Raw genomic sequence first — 22,871 nt, forward strand, 5'->3', positions numbered from 1 at the left:
CTACTTCTCCTGCTTCTCGTCGACGCCCGCTTCCGCGTCAGCGCCGCTCATCTCGTCCTTCTCGCCGTCCTTCATGGAACCGGCGAGTCCCTGCAAAGCCGCCCAACGGATGTCGACGGCGTCGTGATGGTGGTCCGGGTCGTCCGCAAGGCGTGCCCCGCACTCGGCGCACAGTCCTGGGCAGTCTTCCTGGCACACCGGCTGCATCGGCAGTGCGAGCACCACCGCATCGCGCAGCACCGGTTCGAGGTCGAACAGTCCGTCCTCGAGGAAGAGCCTGTCCTCGTCGTCCTCGGCGTCGTCGCCCGGCTCCGCGATCACGCGGCCCCGGTCGTCGGCGTCAGGGTACGAGAACATCTCCTGGAAGTCCGCTTCGAGATCGAACCCGAGCGGCTCCAGACACCTTACGCACTCCCCCTCGGTCTGTGCACGGGCGGTGCCTGTGACGAGCACACCTTCCATGACCGACTCGAGTCGGAGTTCGAGCTCCACCGGGGCGCCTTCCGGCACCCCGACGACTCCCTTGATACCGAAGTCCTTGGGAGCGTCGATCGTGCGGGTCAGCCGCTGCAGCGCACCAGGACGCCTGCCCAGCTCGTGCGTGTCGAACACGAGAGGCTTGCGGTGGTCGAGGCGGGCGTTAGAGGCCATTCCTGCTTTCGATCTTTGAGCTCAGAGGGACACTGCCCCTTCGGTGTTCCCGGGCAGCGCTGATCGCGGACGTACACGCGACCGAAGAGCCAGGATACTGGACCTTTCGCTCTCGGCCCAATCCGGTGGGTGCTCCCGGCCCGCGCGGGCGCTGCGGGGCGCCCCTTACAGGCCGCGTTCCCGCTCGTAGGCCCGCAGCTGCTCGGGGGTGATCATGCTGGTGTCGAAGAGGCTGGTCTCGTCGAGCGAGTAGCCTTGGTGCCCCTGCTGCGCCTGGTTCGGGACCTGTCCCTGGTTCGGCACCTGCCCCTGGTGCGGGACCTGCTGCTGGTCGTAGGCCGCCTGCCCTGCGTCGTAGCCCTGGAAGGGGGCGCCTTCCGCCTGGGCGTAGCCGGAGGCGGGGGCGTACGGATCGGCCTGCTGGTAGCCGTACGCGTCCTGCTGGGCGTAGTCCTGCTGCTGGTAGCCGCCGTAGACGTCCTGCTGCTGGTAGCCGTAGGCCGGCTGCTGGTCGTACTGCTGCGCCACCGGCTGCTGCGGCGGCGCCGGCTGCTCGGCCGGGGCGTCCTGCTCGGCGAGGGCCGCGAGGTCGGCCAGGTAGTCGGAGTCGCTGGAGTGCTGGAAGGTCGTGTTGTCGTCGGCGAGGGCGCCGAGGTCGTCGGAGGCGATACGGCCGTGCAGCTTCTGGCGGCCGCGGCCGACGGCCTCCAGGGTCTTGGCGAGGACCGCCTCGAAGGCGCCCAGCTTGGCGTCCACATAGGCGTCCGCGTCGCGGCGCAGGGTCTCCGGGTCGTGGCTGCGCTCGGGGGCGTCCTCGTCCTCGTAGCCCTGCTCGTCGAGGCCCGGGCCGGTGCCGAGGAGCTTCTCGCGGCCGCGGCCGACCGAGCCGAGGGTCTTGGTGAGGACGACCTCGAAGTTGGCGAGCTTGGAGTCGACGTAGTCGTCGGCCTCCACGCGCACCTCCTCGGCCTCCTTGCGGGCCTCGGCCAGGATGCGGTCGCCCTCGGCCTGGGAGCGGCGGGCGACCTCGGTGTCGGAGATCAGCGAGCCGCGCTCGGCGTGCGCCTGCCCGATGATCCGCTCGGCCTCCTGACGGGCCTGCTCGACCATCTGCTCGCGGCCGCCGATCAGCTCCTCGGCCTGCGCGAGGGAGCCGGGCAGGGCCTCGCGCACTTCTTCGAGCATTGCGAGCAGGTCGGCGCGGTTGATCACGCACGACGCCGACATGGGCATGGCCCGGGCGCCGGAGACCATGGCCACGATCTCGTCGAGCTTCTTCTGCACGTCCACCTGTGCTCGCCACTCTCTACCGCTGTGTTGGAGACGGACGGGACGACTGTACGGCCATGGGGCGGCCGTCCGACACCGGGTGATGGATTGTCAGGATCCGACGGGTTTCGCTGTACGCCCTCAGTCCTGCTTCAGGCGCTCGGCGAGGGCCTGAAGCACCACCGGCGGGACCAGGTGGGAGACGTCGCCGCCCCAGGTCGCGACCTCCTTGACCAGGGAGGACGACAGGAAGCTGTAGGTGGGGTTGGTGGGCACGAAGAGGGTCTCCACGCCCGAGAGGCCATTGTTCATCTGGGCCATCTGCAGCTCGTAGTCGAAGTCGCTGACGGCGCGCAGGCCCTTGACGATGGCGGGGATGTCACGCTGCTTGCAGAAGTCCACGAGGAGGCCGTGGAAGGCCTCGACGCGGACGTTCCCGTACTCGGCGGTGACCTGGCGGATCAGGTCGATCCGCTCGTCGATCTCGAACAGGCCCTTCTTGGCCTTGTTGATCATGACCGCCACATAGACCTCGTCGTACAGGCGCGAGGCACGGGAAATGATGTCGAGGTGTCCGTTGGTGATGGGGTCGAACGACCCGGGACAGACGGCGCGGCGCACTTGTGATCCCTCGCTCTCCGGTCCGGTCATCGTGCGTCTTCGCACGTAGAGGCGGCGCGACCGTACCAAAACGTTCCCTCGCCGTAGCGACGGGCCCGGAGCGCTTCGAAACCGTCCGGCCAGCGGAATTCGCCGCCTCTGGTGCTGCGCTCCACGGTGACGAGGGCTTCCTCCGCGAGCCACCCCTCCGTGCGGAGTGTGAGCAGAATCTCCCGAAGATCCTCGTCCGAGACGACGTAGGGAGGATCGAGGAAGACGATGTCGTACGGCTCGGCCGGCGCCGGTGTCCTGATGATCTGTTCCGCTTTGCCCGCCCTGACCTCGGCGCCGGGCAGGCCGAGGCTGCGTACGTTCTCGCGGACCGTGCGGGCCGCGCGGGCGTCGGCCTCGACGAGCAGGGTGTGGCTCGCGCCGCGGGAGAGTGCCTCCAGGCCCACGGCGCCGGAGCCGGCGTAGAGGTCCAGGATCCGCTCGCCGTCCAGGGGGCCGCCGAGCAGGGACTGCCAGGTGGAGAAGAGACCCTCGCGCGCGCGGTCGGAGGTGGGGCGGGTTCCGTTGCCCGGCGGAACGGCCAGACGGCGTCCACCGGCCCGGCCGGCGATCACGCGGGTCATGTCCTGGATCCTTGTCGGTGTGTTCGAGTGGTGACCGTTCCCAGTCTGTCAGCCCTTGTCCAGGTACTGCTCCCTCTCCTCGTCCAGCAGGGCGTCCAGGGCTGTGCGCAGGCCCGGCAGCCGTTCCAGGTCCGGGTCGGCCGCGACGACGGACGCCGCCTCCTCCCTGGCCTCGGCGATGATCTCCTCGTCGTCGATGACCGCCAGGACCCGCAGGGAGGTGCGGGCGCCCGACTGGGCCTGGCCCAGGACGTCGCCCTCGCGGCGCTGTTCCAGGTCGATGCGGGAGAGCTCGAAGCCGTCGAGGGTGGAGGCGACCGCGCCCAGCCGCTGGCGGGCCGCACTGGCCTCGGGCATCTCGGTGACCAGGAGGCACAGGCCCGCGGCGGAACCACGGCCGACGCGGCCGCGCAGCTGGTGGAGCTGGGACACGCCGAACCGGTCGGCGTCCATGATCACCATCGCGGTGGCGTTCGGGACGTTGACTCCGACCTCGATCACGGTCGTGGCGACCAGGACGTCGGTCTCACCGGCCGCGAAGCGGCGCATGACGGCGTCCTTGTCGTCCGGGTGCATACGGCCGTGCAGCACCTCCACCTTCAATCCGCTGAGCGGGCCCTCGGCCAGCCGGCCGGCCACGTCCAGGACGGCGAGCGGCGGGCGCTTCTCGGCCTCGTCCTCGGGGGACTTCTTCTTGGGGTCCACGTCCTCGTCCCCGATCCGGGGGCAGACGACGTACGCCTGATGCCCGCTCGCCACCTCCTCGCGGACCCGCTCCCAGGCGCGGGCCAGGAAGTGCGGCTTGTCGGCGGCGGGGACGACATGGCTGGCGATCGGCGAGCGCCCGGCCGGGAGCTGGTCCAGGACCGAGGTCTCCAGATCGCCGAACACGGTCATCGCGACCGTGCGCGGAATGGGCGTGGCGGTCATGACGAGCAGGTGCGGCGGCTGCTTTCCCTTGCCGCGCAGGGCGTCGCGCTGCTCGACCCCGAACCGGTGCTGCTCGTCGACCACGACGAGCCCCAGGTCGTGGAACTGCACCTTGTCCTCGATCAGCGCATGCGTGCCGATCACGATCCCGGCCTCCCCGGTGACGAGATCGAGCAGCGCCTGCCGGCGTGCGGCCGCTCCCATGGATCCGGTGAGCAGCACCACCTTGGTGGCCTGCTCGGCCCCGCCCAGCATCCCGCCCTCGGCGAGCTCCCCCATCATCTCGACGACCGACCGGTGATGCTGCTGGGCGAGCACTTCGGTGGGCGCGAGCATGGCGGCCTGACCGCCCGCGTCGACGACGGCGAGCATGGCGCGCAGGGCGACCATCGTCTTACCGCTTCCGACCTCCCCCTGCAGCAGCCGGTGCATCGGATGCTCGGTCGCCAGGTCGTCGAAGATCTCCTTGGAGACCTTCTGCTGGCCCTCGGTGAGGGTGAACGGGAGGCGGTCGTCGAAGGCCGTCAGGAGGCCGTCGCTCTTCGGCCTGCGCGGGACCGCCGGGAGTTGGGCGTCCGCGTGCCGGCGGCGGGCCAGGGCGATCTGGAGGACGAAGGCCTCGTCCCACTTGAGGCGGGCGCGGGCGTCGGCGATGTCCGCCTTGGTGTGCGGGCGGTGGATCTTGAGGAGGGCCTCGGGGAGGGAGACCAGGCCGCGGCCCTCGCGCAGGGAGTCGGGCAGCGGGTCGAGGGCCTCCTGGGCGCTGGGCAGCACCGTCTGGATCGCCTTGCCGATCTTCCAGGACTCCAGCTTGGCGGTGGCGGGGTAGATGGGGATGAGGGCTCCGGCCCAGGTCTCCACCGCTTCCTCGGTGTCGCCCCTCAGCAGTTCATAGGCCGGGTGCGCCAGTTGGAGCCGCCGGTTGAACACGGAGACCTTGCCCGCGAACATCGCGCGTGTGCCCGGCAGCAGCTCCTTGTGGGGCTTGTGAACGCCGTTGCCGAAGAAGACCAGTTGGAGGCGGCCGCTGCCGTCCGTGATGGTGACTTCCAGGCGCTGGCCCTTGCCGCGGGGGGCCTTGGCGGAGGCGAAGGAGTGCAGGCGGGCGTCGGCGACCTGGGCGACCACCGTGACGTGCTCGTCCATGGGGAGGTCGGCGAGGTGGGTGAGCTGGCCGCGCTCCTCGTATCTGCGCGGGTAGTGGTGCAGGAGGTCGCCGACGGAGTGCAGGCCGAGATGCTCGGCCATCACCTTCGCGGTGGCGGGGCCGAGCACTGACTTCAGCGGTTGTTTCAGTGGTTCTTTCAGTGCGGGCACGAGATCCATTGCACACCACGTCACTGACATTGCCGTATACGTCCCGGGAAACCCCTGGTCAGACGGGCTGTTCGGGCTCTAGGATGGCCCGCTCCGGCCATCCCCCGCGGTCACCGCCCCACCAGGGACCGCCCGACCCCGCGCCGAAGCACCTCCCCCACCGGCGCTGCGACGATGGACTTCCAGACCTCACAGTCATCCCAGGCATCACAGTCACCTCATACGTTCCAGGTCGACCTGCGTGGTTTGGTGGACCTGCTCTCCCATCACCTGTACTCCAGCCCCAAGGTCTATCTGCGCGAGCTGCTGCAGAACGCCGTGGACGCCATCACCGCCCGGCGGGGCGACGACCCCGAAGCCCCGGCCCGGGTACGGCTGTACGCGGACGGCGGAGCGCTCTGGGTGGAGGACTCGGGCGTCGGGCTCACCGAGTCCGATGTGCACAGCCTGCTGGCGACCATCGGCCGCAGCTCCAAGCGCGCGGACGGGCTGCAGGAGGCCCGCTCGGACTTCCTGGGCCAGTTCGGCATCGGGCTGCTCGCCTGTTTCGTGGTCGCCGAGCGGATCCGGGTCGTCAGCCGCAGCGCGCGTACGCCGGATGCCCCGCCCGTGGAGTGGACGGCGCGCGACGACGGCTCGTACACCGTGCGGACCCTGCCGGACGAGGCACGTCCCGAACCGGGCACCACCGTGCACCTGGTGGCGCGGGCGGGCGCCGCGGAGTGGCTCTCGCCGGAGCGTGTCCGCACCCTGGCGCGGGACTTCGGGTCGCTGCTGCCCTACGACGTGCGGGTGGGCGACGAGGCGGTCACCGACCTTCCGGCGCCCTGGGAACGCACGTACCCCTCCCCCGCCGGCCGCCGGGTGGCCCTGGCCCAGCACTGCCACGAGCTGTTCGGCTTCACCCCGCTGGACTCCATCGAGCTGAACGTGCCACTGGCCGGGATCCGCGGGGTGGCCTACGTGCTGCCGTCGGCGGTCAGCCCCGCCCAGCGGGCCACGCACCGCGTGCACCTGAAGGGCATGTTGCTCACCGAGCGGGCCGAACAGCTGCTGCCGGACTGGGCGTTCTTCGTGCGCTGTGTCCTGGACACGGACAGTCTGCGGCCCACGGCCTCGCGCGAGTCGCTGTACGAGGACGAGACCCTCGCGGCCGTACGGGAGGCGCTCGGCGAAAGGATTCGCTCCTGGCTGACGGGGCTCGCGGCGGGCGATCCGGAACGGCTGTCCGCGTTCCTGTCGGTGCACCACCTGGGCGTGAAGTCGCTGGCGCGGCACGACAGCGAGATGCTGCGCACGATGCTGCCGTGGCTGCCGTTCGAGACGACCGACGGGCGGCTGTCCCTGGAGGAGTTCGCGCAGCGGCACCCGGTGGTGCACTTCACACGGACGGTCGAGGAGTACCGGCAGGTCGCGTCGATCGCCTCCGCGCAGGGCATCGGGGTGATCAACGGCGGTTACACCTACGACAGCGAGCTGGTCGAGGCGCTGCCGTCGGTGCGCCCCCGCACGGTGGTCGCCGAGCTGGACGCGGACACCGTGACCGCCCATCTGGACGCGGTCGATCCGGCCGAGGAACTGGCGCTGTCCGGCTTCCTGGCGGCCGCGCGGGCGAAGCTCGACCCGCTGGGCTGTGACGTCGTACTGCGCGCGTTCCATCCGCTGTCCGTGCCCGCGCTGCACCTGGACGACCGGGCGGCCCGGCACGAGCAGGCGCGGGCCGAGGCCGAGGAGCAGGCCGACGACCTGTGGGCGGGCATCCTCGGCTCGCTGCGCGGCAGCGCCCCGCGCGCGCGTCTGGTGCTCAACCATCTCAACCCGCTGATCCGGCGCATCAGCTCCCTGACGGAACCGGAGCTGATCGGCACCGCGACGGAGTCGCTGTACGGGCAGGCGCTGCTGATGGCGCAGCGTCCCCTGCGGCCCGCCGACTCCGCGCTCCTGAACCGGGCGTTCATCGGCCTCCTGGAGTGGGCCACACACGGGGAGGACGGTCACCGATGACCGAGGACACCGGGATCACGGACTTCGACGCGCTGCGCCGGGCGATGGCCGAGAACGGCGAGCAGCCGGAGGGCCCGGCCCGCAACGCGCGCGCGGAGCAACTGCTCGCCGAGGCGGAGCGGCTGAACATCCCGCTCGCCGTGATCGAGGCGCTCGGGCACCAGCTGAAGGTCTACAACTACAGCTCCGAGAAGGACAAGATGTTCGTCCCGTTCGCGCGGCTGCTGCGCCTGTGGGACGAACGGCCCGAGGACTTCGACGAGTACGAGACGCACTCGCTGCACTGGGTCTTCAAGTGGATGTCGGCCGGGATGCTGGACCAGCCGCACATCCCGCTCGCCTCGATCGAGAAGTGGCTCGGCGAGATGGAGCACCGCTACCGGCTGGCCGGACACTCGGAACGGGCCGTACGCAGCGCCGAGTTCAGCGTGGCGGCGCACATCGGGGACCGGGAGCGCGCGGGGCGGGCGTACGACGCCTGGCTGGCCGCCGACCGGGACCGGATGGCGGACTGCCATGCGTGCGAGCTGCACGGGCAGGGCACCTGGCTGGTGGAACTGGGCCGGGACTCCGAGGCGCTGAAGCTGTGGCGGCCGGTCCTGGAAGGTGAGTACACCTGCGCCCACGAGCCGCACACCGTCCTCGCGTCCTCGCTGGCGCCGCTGCTGCGGCTGGGGCGCGTGGACGAGGCCCGGGCCCACCATCTGCGCGGTTTCCGGCTGGTGCGGCCCATGGAGAGCATGCGCGGCGCGTACGCGGACCACGTGGAGTTCTGCGCGCTGACCGGCAACGAGGCGCGGGGGCTCGAACTGCTCGCGGAGCGGCCCGCGTACTTCACGGACACGGGGCAGCCGCGCAGCCGGCTGGACTTCATGGCCGTGGTGACCCTGCTGATGGACCGGATGACCGGGCTCGGGCACGGCGATCAGCGGGTGCCGGGACCGGCCGGGCGGGCGTGGACCGCCCGGGAGCTCGCCGCCCACGCGCGCGCGGAGGCCCTGGAGCTGGCCGCGCGGTTCGACCGGCGCAACGGCTCGCCGTCCGTCGGCGAGCGGGTACGCGCGCGCATGGAGCAGCGGCCGCTGGTGGAGCGGCTGCCGCTCGGGGTGCGCACAGCGGCCGTGCACTCCCCCGTGGTGGCCCCGCCCGCCCCCGTCACGGTCGCGGACCCGGCGGGCGAGCCGGATCTGCCCGCGCTGCTCGCCGAGGCCCGGCGGCTGTCGGACACCCTCCGGCCCCACGCGATCGAGGCGTGGGCGGCGGTCGCGCGGGCCGCCGAGGGCGTCGAGCTGGACGCGCGGGACCGCGCGGAGATCGCCGACCACGAGGCGATGGACCGCGGCCCCGAGGGAGTGGGCCTCTTCGAGCGGGCCGCCGAACTGTACGCGGAGGCGGGCGACCCCGGGGAGGCACTGGCGGCACGCACGCGTGCGGCGTACGTACGTGCCCTGTCGGGTGAGGTCGACGAGGCTCTGGCGGCGGCCGCGGAGCCGTACGACGAGGTCCTCGCCCTCTACGCCGACGAGGCCACCGGCGTACGGCAGACGGCGTCCGTGCTGATGGGGCGGGCGCGCATCCTGATGCGGCGGGTGCACGAGGACGCCCCGGGTGCCGTCGCCGCGGCCGAGCAGGCCGTACGGGAGCTGCTGGCGCTGGTGAACGGGCACGTCGGCGACGATGTGCGGCTGGCCTCCCGGGCCGCCGAGGGGCGGGCGATGCTCGCGGAGCTGGCGGAGCACGCCGGGGACGCGGAGCGCGCGGCGGAGCTGTTCCGGCGGGCCGCACGGGGGTTCGTGGAGGCCGGGCTGCCGTGGTTCTGCGTGGAGTACGAGGTGCGGGTGGCCGCTCTCGCGCACCAGGGCGGCGACATGGCGGAGGCGGAACGGGCGCTGCGGGCGTCCCTGGAGCACGGCGGGCCGTACCTGGAGGCGACCGGACGGGCCCAGCTGCACCTCCAGCTCGCCGAGGTGGTGGGCGGCCGGGGTGCGGTGCCGGAGGCCGCGGAGCACGCCCTGCAGGCCGCGCACTGGGCCGACGAGGCGGGCGAGAGCGCCACGCTGGGCGCCTGGGCGCGGCATCAGCTGGGCGGCTTCCTGCTGCGGCAGGGGCGGTTCGCCGAGGCCGCCGAGGTGCTGGAGTCGGCGCTGCCCGACCTGGACGCGGACACGCACGGCGACGGCGCGATCGTGCAGGCCCAGTGGTGGCTCGGTGACTGTCTGAGCGAGCTGGGCGAGCACCGCGCCGCCGCCGAACGCAGGCTGCGGGCGGCCGAGATCGCCCGGCACTGGCCCGAGCAGCAGGACCACGCGACGCTCGCCCACCTCGCCGCCGAGTCCCTCGGGCAGGCCGGGCTGCAGGAGGAGGCGGACCGGGTCTACGCGCGCGCGGGCGACCTGTGGCGCTCGCTCGGCAATGTGCACGGTCTCGTCCGTTCGCTGCGCGCCCGCGCATGGCTGGCGCTGCGCACCGAGGACGGGCCGGCCGGGGCGCGGGAGCTGATGGCGGGCGCGGTCGAGGAGTGCGCGACGGCACGGGCGGCGGCCGGCGACGAGGAGACGCGCGAGCGGCTGCTCGCGGAACTCGGGCACACCCACCGTCAGTTCGGCGACCTGCTGGCCCGCTCGGTGTCCGAGGAGGCCGAGGAGCAGGTGGTCCGGGCCGCGTTCGAGGAGGCGCTGGCCCAGATGGAGCGGGCGGTGGCGGTGTTCGGCTCGCTCGGCGACGACGCGCTGCACAGCCGTACGGGGGCGGAGCTGGCCGCGGGCTGGCTGGAGGCCGACCTTGGCCGCCCGGCCGACGCGGCCGCACGCGCGCGTGCGGTGCTGGCGGCCTACGAAGGGGCCGACGACGCGGACGAGACCGTACAGGCACGCCGGGCCGAGGCGGGCCAGATGCTGGAGCTCACTCCACGCCGATGAGCAGCAGGGCGCCCTGCCGCCCGCCCCGGTACACCACCGTGTCGACGGCGAGGTAGGACTCGCGGACGCGCGCCTCCAGGCGGTCGGCGATCTCCTCCGGCGCGTCGTCGCCGAGGACGAGGGTGACCAGTTCCCCGCCGGCCTGGAGCATGCGGTCCAGGACGGTCTCGGCGGCGGCGGTGACGTCCGAGCCGATGACCGCGACGTCGCCGTCGATGAGGCCGAGGACGTCGCCGGCCTGGCAGATGCCGGCCATGGTCCAGGACTGGCGCTCGGCGACGGCGACCTCGGCGTAGCGGGTGGCGCCCGCGGCCGAGGTCATCTGGACGACGTCCTCGTCGAAGCGGCGCCGCGGCTCGTGGACCGCGAGCGCGGCGATGCCCTGGACCGCCGAGCGGGTCGGGATGAGGGCGACGCGGATGCCCTCCGCGCGGGCCTGTTCGGCCGCCGCGGCCGCCGTGTGCCGCAGGTCCGCGTCGTTGGGCAGCAGCACAACCTCGCGCGCGTGGGCACGTCGTACGGCCTCGACGAGCTCCCCGCTGGCGGGCGGCTCCCCGGGGCGGGCGAGCACGGTGGTGGCGCCGGCCTCGGTGTACAGCCCGGCCAGGCCCTCGCCGGGCACGACGGCCACCACGGCGCGCTGGACCCGCTCGCGGGGCGGCCGCGCGCCGCCGGTGTGCACATCGCCGAGCCCGAAGTGGGTGATCCGGATCCGGTACGGCCGCCCGGCCTCGACGCCCGCCTCCACGGCGGCGCCCGCGTCGTCGACGTGCACATGGACGTTCCACAGCCCGTCCCCGCCGACCACCACGAGGGAGTCCCCGAGGGCGTCGAGCCGCTCCCGCAGCCGCGCCACGGCGTCGTCGCCGGCCTCCAGCAGATAGATCACCTCGAAGGCGGGCCCGTCGTCCTGCGCCCCGTCGCCGCACCCGGTCGCCTCCGCGGAAGCGGCCACCCCGCGCGCGTGCGCCTCCGCGACGGCCTCCTGGTGCCCCAGGTGGGCGGGCGCCGCCCCCTGCGCGCCCGTCGGCGCCTCCCCCGTGAACGTCTCCACCAGGGCGGCCAGGACCGCCACCAGCCCCCGGCCGCCCGCGTCGACCACTCCGGCCCGCTCCAGGACGGCCAGTTGCCCCGGAGTCGCCGCGAGAGCCTTACGCGCCCCCTCGTAGGCCGCGCGGGCGACCGTCCCGCAGTCCCCCTCGGCACCCTCGGCGGCGTCGGCGGCGGCCGCGGCGACGGTCAGGACGGTGCCCTCGACGGGGTGGGCCACGGCCTGGCGGGCGGAGTCGGCCGCGTGCCGAAGGGCGAGCCGCAGCCCTTCGCCGTCCGTGTGAGCGGCCGCACCGTCGGCGGTGAGCACCTGGGTCATGCCGCGCAGCAGCTGGGCGAGGATCGTCCCGGAGTTGCCCCGCGCCCCGATGAGGGCCCCGTGCGCCATGGCGTGCACGGCATCGGCCAGCGAGGGTCCCGTGCCGTTCGCCCCGTTCGCGGGAGCCGCCTCGTACCCGGCGAAGACCGCCTCGACGGCCGCCACGGCCGACTCCAGGGTCAGATACAGGTTCGTGCCGGTGTCGCCGTCCGCCACCGGGTACACGTTGATCGCGTCGATCTCCTCGCGCGCCTGCCCCAGCGCCCGGAGCGCGAGACCGCACCAGGTGCGTACCGCGAGAGCATCGAAGAATGTCTGCGGCACCTGCGCCACCTGCGCCTCCCTGAGCTGCTGGACGTCGGACGCAGCGTAGACCCCGGGTCGCCGTCCACCGGAAGAGGGCCGGGAGCGGGCCCCTGAGCTGCCATGGTAGTTTCGTTGCACGGGCGCAGTCGTTGTATGCTGCTCCGGTTGCCCGATCCGATCGGGCCATTCCCCTGGCAACGCCACTCAAGATCTCAGGTTCTAAGATCTAGATCCCGGCATGCCGGGATCAACCGTAAGTGCATCTGAAGTCTTTGGAGTGACCCGTGGCTGCCAACTGCGACGTCTGCGGCAAGGGGCCGGGCTTCGGCAACAACATCTCGCACTCGCACCGCCGTACGTCCCGCCGCTGGAACCCGAACATCCAGCGTGTGCGTACCGTGGTCGGCGGGACGCCGAAGCGCGTGAACGCTTGCACCTCGTGCATCAAGGCCGGCAAGGTCTCGCGCTGACATATCGCTGAGCGCGCGGCCACTGCTGGTTCGCTGCATCGAGCCGGTCCACCTATGGGTGGGCCGGCTTTTTGCCGTTCCTGCGGATCAAGCCCGGAACCGCCAAGCGTGATCCACCGGCCCGATCCCCCCGCCCAGCGCGAATCCGCCCGCGATCGCCCCGGTGACGTACGCCTTCGCCTCGGTGACCGCCTCCGGCACGGAGTGCCCCTTCGCCAGTCCCGCCGCGATCGCGGACGCGAGTGTGCAGCCGGTGCCGTGCGTGTGCCGGTTGTCGTGCCGCGGTGCCCGCAGCCAGTGTTCCTCGGAGCCGTCGGTGAGCAGGTCCACGGCGTCCCCGGGCAGATGGCCGCCCTTGATCAGCACCCAGCGCGGGCCGTGGGCCAGCACGGCGGCCGCGGCCTCCCGCAGCCCCTCCTCCGACTCGACCCGCACGCCGGTGAGTTGGGTCACCTCGTCGAGGTTCGGGGTGGCCACGGTCGCCACCGGCAGCAGTTTCGTGCGCATCGAGTCCAGCGCGGAGGCGGCCAGCAGCGAGTCCCCGTGCTTGGAGACGCCGACCGGGTCCACGACCGCAGGGGCGTCCGTGTCACCGATCAACGCGGCCACCGCCTCGACGAGTTCGGCCGAGGCGAGCATGCCGGTCTTCACGGCCTGTACGCCGATGTCGTCGACGACGCTGCGGTACTGGGCCCGCACCGCCTCCACCGGCAGCTCCCAGGCCCCCCGCACACCGAGGGAGTTCTGCGCGGTGACCGCCGTGATCACGCTCATGCCGTGCACACCGAGCGCGAGCATCGTCTTGAGGTCGGCCTGGATGCCCGCACCGCCACCGGAGTCGGAGCCGGCGACCGTCAGGACCCTCGGCGGGACGCTCACGGCTCCATGTCCCCGAAGTGGTCCCAGCCGCCCTTGCTGGTCCACGGCGCCCCGTCGACCGTCACCTGGGGCAGCGCCGAGGGGTTGAGGACCTCGCCGATGACCTTCCAGCGGGCCGGCAGCTTCACGTCCGGCGGGAAGGTCGCCACGATCGCGTGGTCCTCGCCCCCGGTCAGCACCCACTGGAGCGGGTCGACGCCGACGGCCTGACCGATGTCGTTCATCTGGGACGGGATGTCGATCGCGCCGGAGCGGATGTCTATGCGGACCTTGCTGGCCTCGGCGATGTGCCCGAGGTCGGCGATCAGTCCGTCGCTCACGTCGCACATCGCGGTCGCGCCGAGCCCGGCGGCCGCGGGACCCGCGTGGTAGGGCGGTTCGGGGCGGCGGTGGGCCTCGACGAAGGCGCGCGGCGAGCGGAAGCCGCGGGAGAGCACCGCGTACCCGGCCGCGGACCAGCCCAGCCAGCCGGTCACCGCGACGAGGTCGCCGGGCTGCGCCCCGGCCCGGGTCACCGGCTCCTGGTTGCGCAGATCGCCGAGCGCGGTGATCGACACCATGATCGTGTCACCCCGTACGACATCCCCGCCGACCACGGAGGCGCCCGCGACCTGGCACTCGTCACGCAGGCCGTCCATCAGCTCGCTGGGCCAGGTGACCGGCAGTTCGGCGGGGACGACCAGGCCGAGCAGCAGCGCGGTCGGTACGGCGCCCATGGCCGCGATGTCCGCGAGGTTCTGCGCGGCCGCCTTGCGCCCCACGTCGTACGCCGTGGACCAGTCACGGCGGAAGTGCCGCCCCTCCAGGAGGATGTCGGTGCTCGCCACGACCCTGCGGTCGGGCGCGGCGACCACCGCCGCGTCGTCGCCCGGGCCGACCCGGACCACCGGGGTGGTCGTCAGACGGGAGGTGAGCTCCCTGATGAGCCCGAATTCCCCGAGCTCACCAACAGTGCCCTTCATTGACCCTTCGCCCCTTCCGTCCCTGTCCGTGCCCGCTCGCGCACCATCATCGTCCTCGATACGGTCGAGGTGACCGTCAACTTCTGTCGTGCCTGCACCCCGGCGCGGATGTCGGGGTCTGCGCAGGTCTCCCCGCGGCGAGCGACGACGCGATACCGTGGCGTTCCTTTTCCCCACATGATCCTCGTGGCCGCCCTGGAGGTTCCGTGGTACAGGCGTACATCCTGATCCAGACGGAGGTCGGCAAGGCGTCGACCGTCGCCGAGACGATCAGCAAGATCCCTGGAGTCATCCAGGCCGAGGACGTGACAGGACCGTACGACGTCATCGTGCGGGCGCAGGCCGACACCGTCGACGACCTCGGCCGCATGGTGGTCGCCAAGGTCCAGCAAGTGGACGGCATCACCCGCACCCTGACCTGCCCGGTCGTGCATCTCTAGCCCCCGTCTACCCTTGGCCGGTGGACATCTTCCGTCACCGGCTCATCGGTCTGCCCGCGCTGGCCCTGCTGATCTCCGTCGCGGGCTGCTCATCAGCAGACGACAGCGCCACCGTCGCGGTTCCCAGTCCCGACGCGAAGACGGCCGGGATGTGCCGCGAGCTGCACGAGGTGCTGCCGAAGAAGCTGGACGGACGGAGCCGCAACGACCCCGGACCCCGGTCCGCCTACACGGCGGGCTGGGGAAGCCCGGCGATCATACTGCGCTGCGGTGTCGTGCGGCCGCCCAAGATGATCGACCCCGAGGTGGCCCGGGGCGCCGACCCGAACGCGATCGGCGGCGGGGTCAACGGCGTCGACTGGCTCATGGAGAAGCAGGACGACGGGACGTGGCGGTTCACCACGGCCAAGCGCGAGGCCTATGTGCAGCTGATCCTGCCGAAGGAACTGTCGGGCCAGGCCGACAGCGCCCGGGTGCTCGCCGAGATGGCGGCTTCCGTCAAAAAGGCGATCCCCACGGGGATCGCCTCCATGACGTGACGGCCGCGGGCCGGGGTCCGGCCCTCTAGCGAAGCCCGGTCGAGCGGCGCAGGGCGGCCTCCACGAGGAGGTCCACCAGCTCCGGGTAGCTGATCCCGGTCGCCTGCCACATCTGCGGGTACATCGAGATCGGTGTGAAGCCGGGCATCGTGTTGATCTCGTTGATCACGAACTCGCCGTCCTCGGTGAGGAAGAAGTCGGCGCGGACCAGACCCTCGCACGAGGCCGCCTCGAAGGCGTCCACCGCGAGCCGCCGCACCTCGGCGGTCTGCTCGTCGGTCAGCGGCGCCGGGACGATGCCGGGCGTGGAGTCGATGTACTTGGCCTCGAAGTCGTAGTACGCGTGCGCGTCCGGCGGCGGGATCTCGGCCGGGACGGAGGCCCGCGGCCCGTCCTCGAACTCCAGGACGCCGCACTCGATCTCGCGGCCGCGCACCGCGGCCTCCACCAGGATCTTGGGGTCGTGGCCCTGCGCCTCGGCGATCGCCTCGTCCAGGCCGGACAGGTCGTCGACCTTGGTGATGCCGATCGACGAACCCGCGCGCGCGGGCTTCACGAACAGCGGCCAGCCGTGCTCGCCCGCGAAGTCGATGATCTTCTTGCGGGCGGCGGACTCGTCCTGCTGCCACTCGCGGGGCCTGATCACCACATACGGGCCGACCTTGAGCCCGAAGGAGGTGAACACCCGCTTCATGTACTCCTTGTCCTGGCCGACGGCCGAGGCGAGCACGCCCGCGCCCACGTACGGGACGCCGGAGAGCTCCAGGAGGCCCTGGAGGGTGCCGTCCTCGCCGTAGGGACCGTGCAGCACCGGGAAGACCACGTCGACCTCGCCGAGGGCCTTGGGCACCGATCCGGGCTCGCTGTAGACCACCTCGCGGTTGGCGGGGTCGACGGGGAGCACCACCCCGCCCTCGCTGGACTCCGCGAGCTCCTCGACGCTCGGGGTGCGACGGTCGGTGATGGCCATCCGGTCCGGCTCGTCGGCGGTGAGCGCCCAACGGCCGTCCCGGGTGATGCCGATCGGGAGGACGTCGTACTTCGTCCGGTCGATGGCGCGCAGTACGGCGCCGGCGGTGACCACGGAGATCCCGTGTTCGGAGCTGCGTCCGCCGAACACGACGGCCACGCGCGGCTTGCGGGACGGCTGCTCAGGGCTCTGGGGGAGGTTCTCGGTGCTCATATCGCGTTGAGAGTACCCGGTGGTAGGGCCCCGAGACAGCGTCCGACAGCCGGGATCGCTCAGCGTCGTTCCGGCTTCGCGCTGCGCGACATCAGCTCCTTGAGGGCCACCACGGGCGGCTTTCCCTCGTGCACGATGTCCACGACCGTCTCCGTGATGGGCATGTCGACGCCGTGCCGACGGGCCAGATCCGCCACGGACTCGCACGACTTGACGCCCTCCGCGGTCTGCTTGGTGACCGCGATCGTCTCCTCCAGGGTCATGCCCTTGCCGAGGTTGGTGCCGAAGGTGTGGTTGCGGGAGAGCGGCGAGGAGCAGGTGGCCACCAGGTCGCCCAGGCCCGCGAGTCCGGAGAAGGTCAGCGGGTCGGCGCCGAGTGCCAGGCCGAGCCGGGTGGTCTCGGCGAGGCCGCGGGTGATGAGCGAGCCCTTGGCGTTGTCGCCGAGGCCCATGCCGTCGGCGATGCCGACCGCGAGGCCGATCACGTTCTTGACCGCGCCGCCGAGTTCGCAGCCGACGACGTCGGTGTTGGTGTACGGGCGGAAGTACGGCGTGTGGCAGGCGGCCTGGAGCCGCTGGGCGACCGCCTCGTCGGTGCAGGCGACCACGGCGGCGGCGGGCATGCGGGCGGCGATCTCCCGGGCCAGGTTGGGCCCGGTGACCACGGCGATACGGTCCTGGCCGACCTTGGCGACGTCGTCGATGACCTCGCTCATCCGCATCGCGGAGCCCAGCTCGACGCCCTTCATCAGGGACACCAGGACGGTGCCGGGAGCCAGCAGCGGAACCCATTCCGCGAGGTTGGCGCGCAGGGTCTGGGAGGGGACGGACAGGACCGTGAAGTCGGCGCCGGCGGCGGCCTCGGCCGGGTCGGTGGTGGCCCGCAGCTTCTCCGGGAGCTCGACGCCCGGCAGGTAGTCCGGGTTCGTCCGGGTGGAGTTGATCGCCTCGGCGACCTCCGCGCGACGGGCCCAGATGGTGACCTCACAGCCCGCGTCGGCGAGCACCATGCCGAAGGCCGTGCCCCACGAACCGGCGCTGAAGACCCCTGCCTTGACCGGCTTGCTCACTTGCCCTGTCCCTGCCCTTCTGCCTGCTTGGTCTGGGTCTGCGTCTGCGCCTCGGTCCGGCGCCGCTGCTCGATCCGCTCACGGCGCGGGTCGTAGGGCGTATCGGGCGCCTTCTCGCCGCGGATCTCCTCCAGCAGGCGGGTGATGGCGGCCATGATGACCTCGGTGGCCTCCTTGAGGAGCTCCGGAGTCATCTCCTGGTCGTAGAAGCGCGACAGGTCGACCGGGGGGCCCGCGAGGACGTGGTGCGTCTTGCGCGGCCAGAGGTTGGGCTTCTTGGCGTACGGCGGCAGCAGCTCGTTGGCGCCCCACTGGGCGACCGGGACGACCGGACACTGGGTCTGCAGCGCCACCCGCGCGGCACCGGTCTTGCCGGTCATGGGCCAGCCGTTCGGGTCGCGGGTGAGGGTGCCCTCGGGGTAGAAGGCGACGCACTCGCCGCGCTCCACGGCGTCGATCGCGGCCCGGAACGCGCTGAGCGCGTCGGTGCTCTCGCGGTAGACGGGGATCTGCCCGGTGCCGCGCATCGCGGCCCCGACGAATCCCTTCTTGAAAAGCCCGCTCTTCGCCAGGAATCGCGGAACCCGTCCGGTGTTGTACTGATAGTGCGCGTACGCGAAGGGGTCCACGTGTGAATTGTGGTTCACCGCGGTGATAAATCCGCCGTCGGCCGGAATGTTCTCCATTCCACGCCAGTCCCGCTTGATCAGAACCACCAGCGGCGGTTTGCAGAGGACCGCTGCGAAGCGGTACCAGAACCCGATTCTGCGGCGGGACACACGGACACCTTCCTCTAGGCCTTCTCCCCGGGTGCGGGGGCCGCACAAGTGTCGCCCCGGGCCGCCGGTCTGTCGAGGACACCGTACGCCCGATGACCGGAACCGCCGGATGACCCGGGTGACAATGTCCGCAACAAGAGAGGGACGATACGTCGGTGCAGTGGACCTTGGTCATACCCCTCAAGCCCCTTGCGCGGGCCAAGAGCAGGCTCTCGGACACGGCCGCCGACGGGGTGCGCCCGGCACTGGCCCTCGCGTTCGCGCAGGACACGGTGGCCGCGGCGCTGGCATGTCCGCAGGTCAAGGATGTGGCGGTCGTCACGGACGACGAACTGGCCGGCCGCGAGCTGGCGGCGCTGGGTGCCCGGATCGTCCCGGACGAGCCGGCCGGCGGCCTGAACGCCGCGCTGGCGCACGGAGCGGGGGTCGTACGGTCGTCGCGTCCGGGAACTCCCGTGGCGGCCCTGAACGCCGATCTGCCGGCCCTGCGGCCCGCGGAATTGGCCCGGGTGCTGGCGGCCGCGGCGGAATTCCCTCGTGCTTTTCTCGCGGATGCGGCCGCAATCGGCACGACCCTGCTGGCGGCGGCCCCCGACCGGGAATTGCACCCGGCATTCGGCACCGATTCCCGCGCCCGGCACCGCGCCTCGGGGGCGGTGGAACTCCGCCTCGACGCGGTCGACTCGGTACGACAGGACGTGGACACGGGCGAGGACCTACGAGCGGCCCTGGCCCTCGGAGTGGGCCCGCACACGGCAGCGGTATCGGCGGGCCTGCTGATCCCGGGGTCCTGAGGCACCGCAGCTCGGGGGCTGCGCCCCTCCAGGGGCGCGGGGAACTGCGCGACGAACCACAACGCACCCGCACCCGGCATCCGCCTCGCAGGCCCGACGGCGCGACTCCGCACCCGGCGAGCATTAGGCTGGCCGACATGCAGGCGACCGCATACACGTACGACCCCCAGACCCGCAGCGGTCAGGTGCTGCTCGACGACGGCACCCCGGTGCCCTTCGACGCGCCGGCGTTCGACGCCGGAGGCCTCCGGCTGCTGCGGCCCGGGCAGCGCGTACGGATCGAGACGGAACCGGCGGAGGGCTCCGGAACGGACCTCCGCATCACGCTGGTGACCCTGCAGACGTTCTGAGCGTCTGCCCGAACGCGCCGCGGGCCGGGCTCCCCAGGGGAGTCCGGCCCGGCGTGTGAGTGCCCTGTGCCCTGCTGATCAGCGGGCGGTGGCCTTCTTGGCGGTGGTCTTGCGTGCCGTCGACTTCTTGGCGGGGGCCTTCTTGGCCGTGACCTTCTTCGCCGGGGCCTTCTTGGCGGTGGTCTTCTTCGCCGCCGCCGTGGTCTTCTTCGCCGCCGCCGTGGTCTTCTTGGCGGTCGTCTTCTTCGCCGTGGTCTTCTTCGCGGTGACCTTCTTCGCGGGTGCCGCCTTCTTGGCGGTGACCTTCTTCGCGGCGGCCTTCTTGGCGGTGACCTTCTTCGCGGCGGCCTTCTTGACCGTCGCGGCCGCGCCGCCGGTCAGGCTGCCCTTGGGCGCCTTCTTGACGGCGACCTCGCCGCCGCGCGGGAGCTTCTTCGTGCCGCTCACCAGGTCCTTGAAGCCCTGACCGGCGCGGAAGCGCGGCACGGAGGTCTTCTTGACCCGAACCCGCTCGCCCGTCTGGGGGTTGCGGGCGTAGCGGGCGGGACGGTCCACCTTCTCGAAGGAACCGAAACCGGTGACCGAGACCCGGTCCCCGGCCACCGTCGCGCGGACGATGGCGTCCAGGACCGCGTCGACAGCGTCGGCGGCCTGCTGGCGGCCGCCGAGCTTGTCGGCAATCGCTTCTACGAGCTGCGCCTTGTTCACGTCTTCCCCTTCGGAGACATCGCCAGAACGAAAGTGTTCAAGCTTTTTCGCACGTTAGGCAGATATATACCGCAAATCAAACACGAAACGGGCTTATCACCCGTGCGCCGCAACAGACTCGGCTGTCTCGTGCGGTTCAGCCTTCCTCGTCGGGGAATCGACCCTCGTCGAGGTCCGCCGTGAACCGCTCCAGACGCCTTGCCGCATCGGCGAGATCGTGCTTGGCCGCGGCCGTAATGACCAGCAGCTTCCGGGTCAGCGCCATCCGTACGCCCTCCGGGACTTGCAGTGCGCGCACTCTTGTGTGCGCTTCCTTCAGTTGGTCCGCGACCGCCGCATAGAGCTCGAGTTGGCCGTCGTGTTCCATGCACAGATTGTGCCATCTGGGGCGAGTTGTCGCCTGCGCAGGGTGCAACTGCCGCCTCGAATGGCCTTCCGGGCACTTGCGAAAGGCGCGGATACTGCACTCACGTACCCCGGCAACAGCCTTCGTAACGTGGGAAGTTGGGCCGACGTGCGAGAACGCGCAGGGCCGTTCGGGTGCAGACATGGCTGTACCCCCAATCGTGGCGATCGGGGGTACAGAAGAGGTGTTGCGGTGGCCGAAACCAGACCTGGACCAGGCGCCGGTCAGCCCTGGAGCGTCCGCGGCTTGTACGACGGGCGCTTGGCCTCGTACGTGGAGATGTCGGCCTCGTTCTGGAGGGTGATGGAGATGTCGTCCAGGCCGTTCAGCAGCCGCCAGCGGGAGTTCTCGTCCAGCTCGAAGGAGGCGGTGACGCCCTCGGCACGCACCTCACGCGCTTCGAGGTCCACCGTGATCTCGGCCGTGGGGTCCTTCTCGATGAGCTCCCACAGCGCGTCCACGGTCTTCTGCTCCAGAACCACCGTGAGCAGGCCGTTCTTCAGCGAGTTGCCGCGGAAGATGTCGGCGAAGCGGGACGAGATCACCGTCTTGAAGCCGTAGTTCTGCAGCGCCCAGACGGCGTGCTCACGGGAGGAACCGGTGCCGAAGTCGGGGCCCGCGACCAGGACCGTGGCGCCCTTGCGCTCGGGCCGGTTGAGGATGAAGTTCTCGTCCTTGCGCCAGGCCTCGAACAGCCCGTCCTCGAAGCCGTCCCGGGTCACCTTCTTGAGCCAGTGAGCAGGGATGATCTGGTCGGTGTCGACGTTGCTGCGGCGCAGCGGGACGGCCCGGCCGGTGTGGGTGGTGAATGCTTCCATGACTGATCAGACTCCAGCGGGCGCGGGGGTGTCGGCGGCGAGGTCGGCGGGGGACGCCAGGTGGCCCAGGACGGCCGTCGCGGCCGCGACCTGCGGCGACACCAGGTGCGTACGACCGCCCTTGCCCTGCCGGCCCTCGAAGTTGCGGTTGGAGGTGGACGCGGAGCGCTCACCGGGGGCCAGCTGGTCCGGGTTCATGCCCAGACACATCGAGCAGCCCGCGTGCCGCCACTCGGCGCCGGCCTCCTTGAAGACCACGTCCAGGCCCTCGGAGACGGCCTGCAGGCCCACGCGCGCAGAGCCCGGGACGACCAGCATCCGTACGCCGTCGGCGACTTTGCGGTCCTTGACGATCTCGGCGGCGGCGCGCAGGTCCTCGATGCGGCCGTTGGTGCAGGAGCCTACGAAGACGGTGTCCACCTTGATGGAGCGCAGCGGCTGGCCGGCCTCCAACCCCATGTATTCCAGGGCCTTTTCGGCGGCCAGGCGCTCCGAAGCGTCTTCGTACGAAGCCGGGTCGGGGACGGACGCCGAAAGCGGCGCGCCCTGGCCGGGGTTGGTGCCCCAGGTGACGAACGGCGAGAGGGCGGCGGCGTCGATGTGCACCTCGGCGTCGAAGACCGCGTCCTCGTCCGTCTTCAGGGTCTTCCAGTACGCCACGGCGGCGTCCCAGTCCTCGCCCTCGGGGGCGTGGGCGCGGCCCTTGATGTACGCGAACGTCGTCTCGTCGGGGGCGATCATGCCCGCGCGGGCGCCGGCCTCGATCGACATGTTGCAGATGGTCATGCGGGCCTCCATCGAGAGCTTCTCGATGGCGGAGCCGCGGTACTCCAGGATGTAGCCCTGGCCGCCGCCCGTACCGATCTTGGCGATGATCGCCAGGATCAGGTCCTTGGCGGTGACGCCCTCGGGCAGGTCGCCGTCGACCGTGATGGCCATGGTCTTCGGGCGGGCCAGCGGCAGCGTCTGGGTGGCCAGCACATGCTCCACCTGGGAGGTGCCGATGCCGAACGCCAGCGCGCCGAAGGCACCGTGCGTCGAGGTGTGGGAGTCGCCGCAGACGACCGTCGTACCGGGCTGGGTCAGGCCCAGCTGCGGGCCGACGACGTGCACGACGCCCTGCTCGACGTCGCCCAGCGGGTGCAGCCGCACGCCGAACTCGGCGCAGTTCTTGCGCAGGGTCTCCAGCTGGGCGCGGGAGACCGGGTCCGCGATGGGCTTGTCGATGTCGAGGGTGGGGGTGTTGTGGTCCTCGGTCGCGATGGTGAGGTCGAGACGGCGCACCTGGCGGCCGTTCTGGCGCAGACCGTCGAAGGCCTGCGGGCTGGTCACCTCGTGCAGCAGGTGCAGATCGATGAAGAGGAGGTCGGGCTCGCCCTCGGCGCGCCGGACGACGTGGTCGTCCCAGACCTTCTCCGCGAGTGTCCTACCCATCGCTTTCCCTCCGGCCGGCAAAGGTGCGCCGGCCCAACTA

The 22,871-nt window shown here is 71.5% G+C and carries 22 protein-coding genes; 7 read left to right on the top strand and 15 right to left on the bottom strand.

Going from position 1 to position 22,871, the window contains the following annotated elements; all coding sequences use genetic code 11:
* The 5 genes from AB0I54_RS27095 to recG form a co-directional block, all read right to left on the bottom strand.
* Positions 1–651 carry a YceD family protein gene (locus AB0I54_RS27095; RefSeq protein ID WP_363298760.1) on the bottom strand — a complete coding sequence of 217 codons (651 nt, stop codon included), beginning with the start codon at positions 649–651 and terminating at the stop codon, positions 1–3.
* Between the two features lie 165 nt (positions 652–816).
* Positions 817–1,941: an ATP synthase F0 subunit B gene (locus AB0I54_RS27100; RefSeq protein WP_363298761.1), complete on the bottom strand. Its 1,125-nt coding sequence runs from the start codon at positions 1,939–1,941 to the stop codon at positions 817–819.
* Between the two features lie 120 nt (positions 1,942–2,061).
* The gene (coaD, locus tag AB0I54_RS27105) at positions 2,062–2,541 is read right to left on the bottom strand and encodes a pantetheine-phosphate adenylyltransferase (RefSeq protein ID WP_363298790.1); all 480 of its coding nucleotides are present in this window, start codon (positions 2,539–2,541) and stop codon (positions 2,062–2,064) included.
* A 26-nt stretch (positions 2,542–2,567) separates the two neighbouring features.
* A complete protein-coding gene (rsmD, locus tag AB0I54_RS27110; RefSeq protein WP_363298762.1) occupies positions 2,568–3,155 on the bottom strand; it encodes a 16S rRNA (guanine(966)-N(2))-methyltransferase RsmD in 588 nt (195 codons plus the stop codon).
* Between the two features lie 48 nt (positions 3,156–3,203).
* The gene (gene recG, locus AB0I54_RS27115) at positions 3,204–5,411 is read right to left on the bottom strand and encodes an ATP-dependent DNA helicase RecG (RefSeq protein WP_363298763.1); all 2,208 of its coding nucleotides are present in this window, start codon (positions 5,409–5,411) and stop codon (positions 3,204–3,206) included.
* A 165-nt stretch (positions 5,412–5,576) separates the two neighbouring features.
* On the opposite strand from recG, the gene AB0I54_RS27120 reads away from it, so the two are divergent.
* Positions 5,577–7,406, top strand: coding sequence for an HSP90 family protein (locus AB0I54_RS27120; RefSeq protein ID WP_363298764.1), 1,830 nt, complete (start codon positions 5,577–5,579; stop codon positions 7,404–7,406).
* Positions 7,403–10,324, top strand: a complete 2,922-nt coding sequence (locus tag AB0I54_RS27125; RefSeq protein WP_363298765.1) for a tetratricopeptide repeat protein — start codon at positions 7,403–7,405, stop codon at positions 10,322–10,324. Before AB0I54_RS27120 ends, AB0I54_RS27125 begins: the two co-directional genes overlap by 4 nt.
* Here the strand turns inward: AB0I54_RS27125 and AB0I54_RS27130 are convergent.
* Positions 10,308–12,026 (bottom strand): DAK2 domain-containing protein, encoded by a 1,719-nt coding sequence (locus tag AB0I54_RS27130; RefSeq protein ID WP_363298766.1) that lies wholly within the window; start codon positions 12,024–12,026, stop codon positions 10,308–10,310. The genes AB0I54_RS27125 and AB0I54_RS27130 overlap by 17 nt on opposite strands.
* Before the next feature lie 257 nt (positions 12,027–12,283).
* On the opposite strand from AB0I54_RS27130, the gene rpmB reads away from it, so the two are divergent.
* Positions 12,284–12,469, top strand: a complete 186-nt coding sequence (rpmB, locus tag AB0I54_RS27135; protein ID WP_003993230.1) for a 50S ribosomal protein L28 — start codon at positions 12,284–12,286, stop codon at positions 12,467–12,469.
* An 87-nt stretch (positions 12,470–12,556) separates the two neighbouring features.
* On the opposite strand, the gene thiD is transcribed toward rpmB, so the two are convergent.
* Both thiD and AB0I54_RS27145 read right to left on the bottom strand, forming a co-directional pair.
* Positions 12,557–13,348 carry a bifunctional hydroxymethylpyrimidine kinase/phosphomethylpyrimidine kinase gene (gene thiD / locus AB0I54_RS27140; RefSeq protein WP_363298767.1) on the bottom strand — a complete coding sequence of 264 codons (792 nt, stop codon included), beginning with the start codon at positions 13,346–13,348 and terminating at the stop codon, positions 12,557–12,559.
* Positions 13,345–14,310, bottom strand: a complete 966-nt coding sequence (locus tag AB0I54_RS27145; protein WP_316757956.1) for a thiamine-phosphate kinase — start codon at positions 14,308–14,310, stop codon at positions 13,345–13,347. The genes thiD and AB0I54_RS27145 overlap by 4 nt, the downstream gene beginning before the upstream one ends.
* A gap of 206 nt (positions 14,311–14,516) precedes the next feature.
* Here AB0I54_RS27145 and AB0I54_RS27150 point away from each other — a divergent pair, with 206 nt between their 5' ends.
* Both AB0I54_RS27150 and AB0I54_RS27155 read left to right on the top strand, forming a co-directional pair.
* A complete protein-coding gene (locus tag AB0I54_RS27150; protein WP_003997603.1) occupies positions 14,517–14,750 on the top strand; it encodes an Lrp/AsnC ligand binding domain-containing protein in 234 nt (77 codons plus the stop codon).
* A 20-nt stretch (positions 14,751–14,770) separates the two neighbouring features.
* Entirely contained in the window at positions 14,771–15,289 is a 519-nt protein-coding gene (locus AB0I54_RS27155; RefSeq protein WP_363298768.1) for a DUF3515 domain-containing protein, read from the top strand.
* A gap of 25 nt (positions 15,290–15,314) precedes the next feature.
* On the opposite strand, the gene AB0I54_RS27160 is transcribed toward AB0I54_RS27155, so the two are convergent.
* From AB0I54_RS27160 to AB0I54_RS27170, 3 genes are read right to left on the bottom strand one after another with little or no spacing between them, the layout of a single operon-like run.
* A complete protein-coding gene (locus tag AB0I54_RS27160; protein WP_363298769.1) occupies positions 15,315–16,472 on the bottom strand; it encodes a D-alanine--D-alanine ligase family protein in 1,158 nt (385 codons plus the stop codon).
* A 59-nt stretch (positions 16,473–16,531) separates the two neighbouring features.
* Positions 16,532–17,542 (bottom strand): NAD(P)H-dependent glycerol-3-phosphate dehydrogenase, encoded by a 1,011-nt coding sequence (locus AB0I54_RS27165; protein ID WP_363298770.1) that lies wholly within the window; start codon positions 17,540–17,542, stop codon positions 16,532–16,534.
* A complete protein-coding gene (locus AB0I54_RS27170) occupies positions 17,539–18,321 on the bottom strand; it encodes a lysophospholipid acyltransferase family protein (protein WP_363298771.1) in 783 nt (260 codons plus the stop codon). The genes AB0I54_RS27165 and AB0I54_RS27170 overlap by 4 nt, the downstream gene beginning before the upstream one ends.
* Before the next feature lie 155 nt (positions 18,322–18,476).
* Here AB0I54_RS27170 and cofC point away from each other — a divergent pair, with 155 nt between their 5' ends.
* Together cofC and AB0I54_RS27180 are read left to right on the top strand one after the other, a co-directional pair.
* Positions 18,477–19,115, top strand: a complete 639-nt coding sequence (gene cofC / locus AB0I54_RS27175; RefSeq protein WP_363298772.1) for a 2-phospho-L-lactate guanylyltransferase — start codon at positions 18,477–18,479, stop codon at positions 19,113–19,115.
* Positions 19,116–19,252: 137 nt separating this feature from the next.
* Complete coding sequence (locus AB0I54_RS27180; RefSeq protein ID WP_363298773.1) at positions 19,253–19,465, top strand: hypothetical protein; 213 nt, start codon at positions 19,253–19,255, stop codon at positions 19,463–19,465.
* Between the two features lie 78 nt (positions 19,466–19,543).
* Here the strand turns inward: AB0I54_RS27180 and AB0I54_RS27185 are convergent, their stop codons facing one another.
* From AB0I54_RS27185 to leuC, 4 genes are all read right to left on the bottom strand, one after another.
* Positions 19,544–20,173 (bottom strand): HU family DNA-binding protein, encoded by a 630-nt coding sequence (locus AB0I54_RS27185; protein WP_263213129.1) that lies wholly within the window; start codon positions 20,171–20,173, stop codon positions 19,544–19,546.
* A gap of 136 nt (positions 20,174–20,309) precedes the next feature.
* Positions 20,310–20,540: a hypothetical protein gene (locus AB0I54_RS27190; protein WP_263213127.1), complete on the bottom strand. Its 231-nt coding sequence runs from the start codon at positions 20,538–20,540 to the stop codon at positions 20,310–20,312.
* Between the two features lie 263 nt (positions 20,541–20,803).
* Positions 20,804–21,397 carry a 3-isopropylmalate dehydratase small subunit gene (leuD, locus tag AB0I54_RS27195; protein ID WP_363298774.1) on the bottom strand — a complete coding sequence of 198 codons (594 nt, stop codon included), beginning with the start codon at positions 21,395–21,397 and terminating at the stop codon, positions 20,804–20,806.
* A 6-nt stretch (positions 21,398–21,403) separates the two neighbouring features.
* On the bottom strand, positions 21,404–22,831 hold the full coding sequence (gene leuC / locus AB0I54_RS27200; protein WP_363298775.1) for a 3-isopropylmalate dehydratase large subunit: 1,428 nt from the start codon (positions 22,829–22,831) through the stop codon (positions 21,404–21,406).
* Positions 22,832–22,871 lie beyond the last annotated feature (40 nt).

Source organism: Streptomyces sp. NPDC050625 (genome assembly GCF_040654755.1).
Taxonomy (GTDB): domain Bacteria; phylum Actinomycetota; class Actinomycetes; order Streptomycetales; family Streptomycetaceae; genus Streptomyces.

Bases quoted from the DNA above. Each gene is read 5' to 3' on its own strand.
- AB0I54_RS27095 (WP_363298760.1), bottom strand. From the start codon at position 651: ATGGCCTCTAACGCCCGCCTCGACCACCGCAAGCCTCTCGTGTTCGAC.
- rsmD (WP_363298762.1), bottom strand. From the start codon at position 3,155: ATGACCCGCGTGATCGCCGGCCGGGCCGGTGGACGCCGTCTGGCCGTT.
- recG (WP_363298763.1), bottom strand. From the start codon at position 5,411: ATGGATCTCGTGCCCGCACTGAAAGAACCACTGAAACAACCGCTGAAG.
- AB0I54_RS27120 (WP_363298764.1), top strand. From the start codon at position 5,577: ATGGACTTCCAGACCTCACAGTCATCCCAGGCATCACAGTCACCTCAT.
- AB0I54_RS27125 (WP_363298765.1), top strand. From the start codon at position 7,403: ATGACCGAGGACACCGGGATCACGGACTTCGACGCGCTGCGCCGGGCG.
- AB0I54_RS27145 (WP_316757956.1), bottom strand. From the start codon at position 14,310: ATGAAGGGCACTGTTGGTGAGCTCGGGGAATTCGGGCTCATCAGGGAG.
- AB0I54_RS27160 (WP_363298769.1), bottom strand. From the start codon at position 16,472: ATGAGCACCGAGAACCTCCCCCAGAGCCCTGAGCAGCCGTCCCGCAAG.
- AB0I54_RS27180 (WP_363298773.1), top strand. From the start codon at position 19,253: ATGCAGGCGACCGCATACACGTACGACCCCCAGACCCGCAGCGGTCAG.
- AB0I54_RS27190 (WP_263213127.1), bottom strand. From the start codon at position 20,540: ATGGAACACGACGGCCAACTCGAGCTCTATGCGGCGGTCGCGGACCAA.
- leuD (WP_363298774.1), bottom strand. From the start codon at position 21,397: ATGGAAGCATTCACCACCCACACCGGCCGGGCCGTCCCGCTGCGCCGC.
- leuC (WP_363298775.1), bottom strand. From the start codon at position 22,831: ATGGGTAGGACACTCGCGGAGAAGGTCTGGGACGACCACGTCGTCCGG.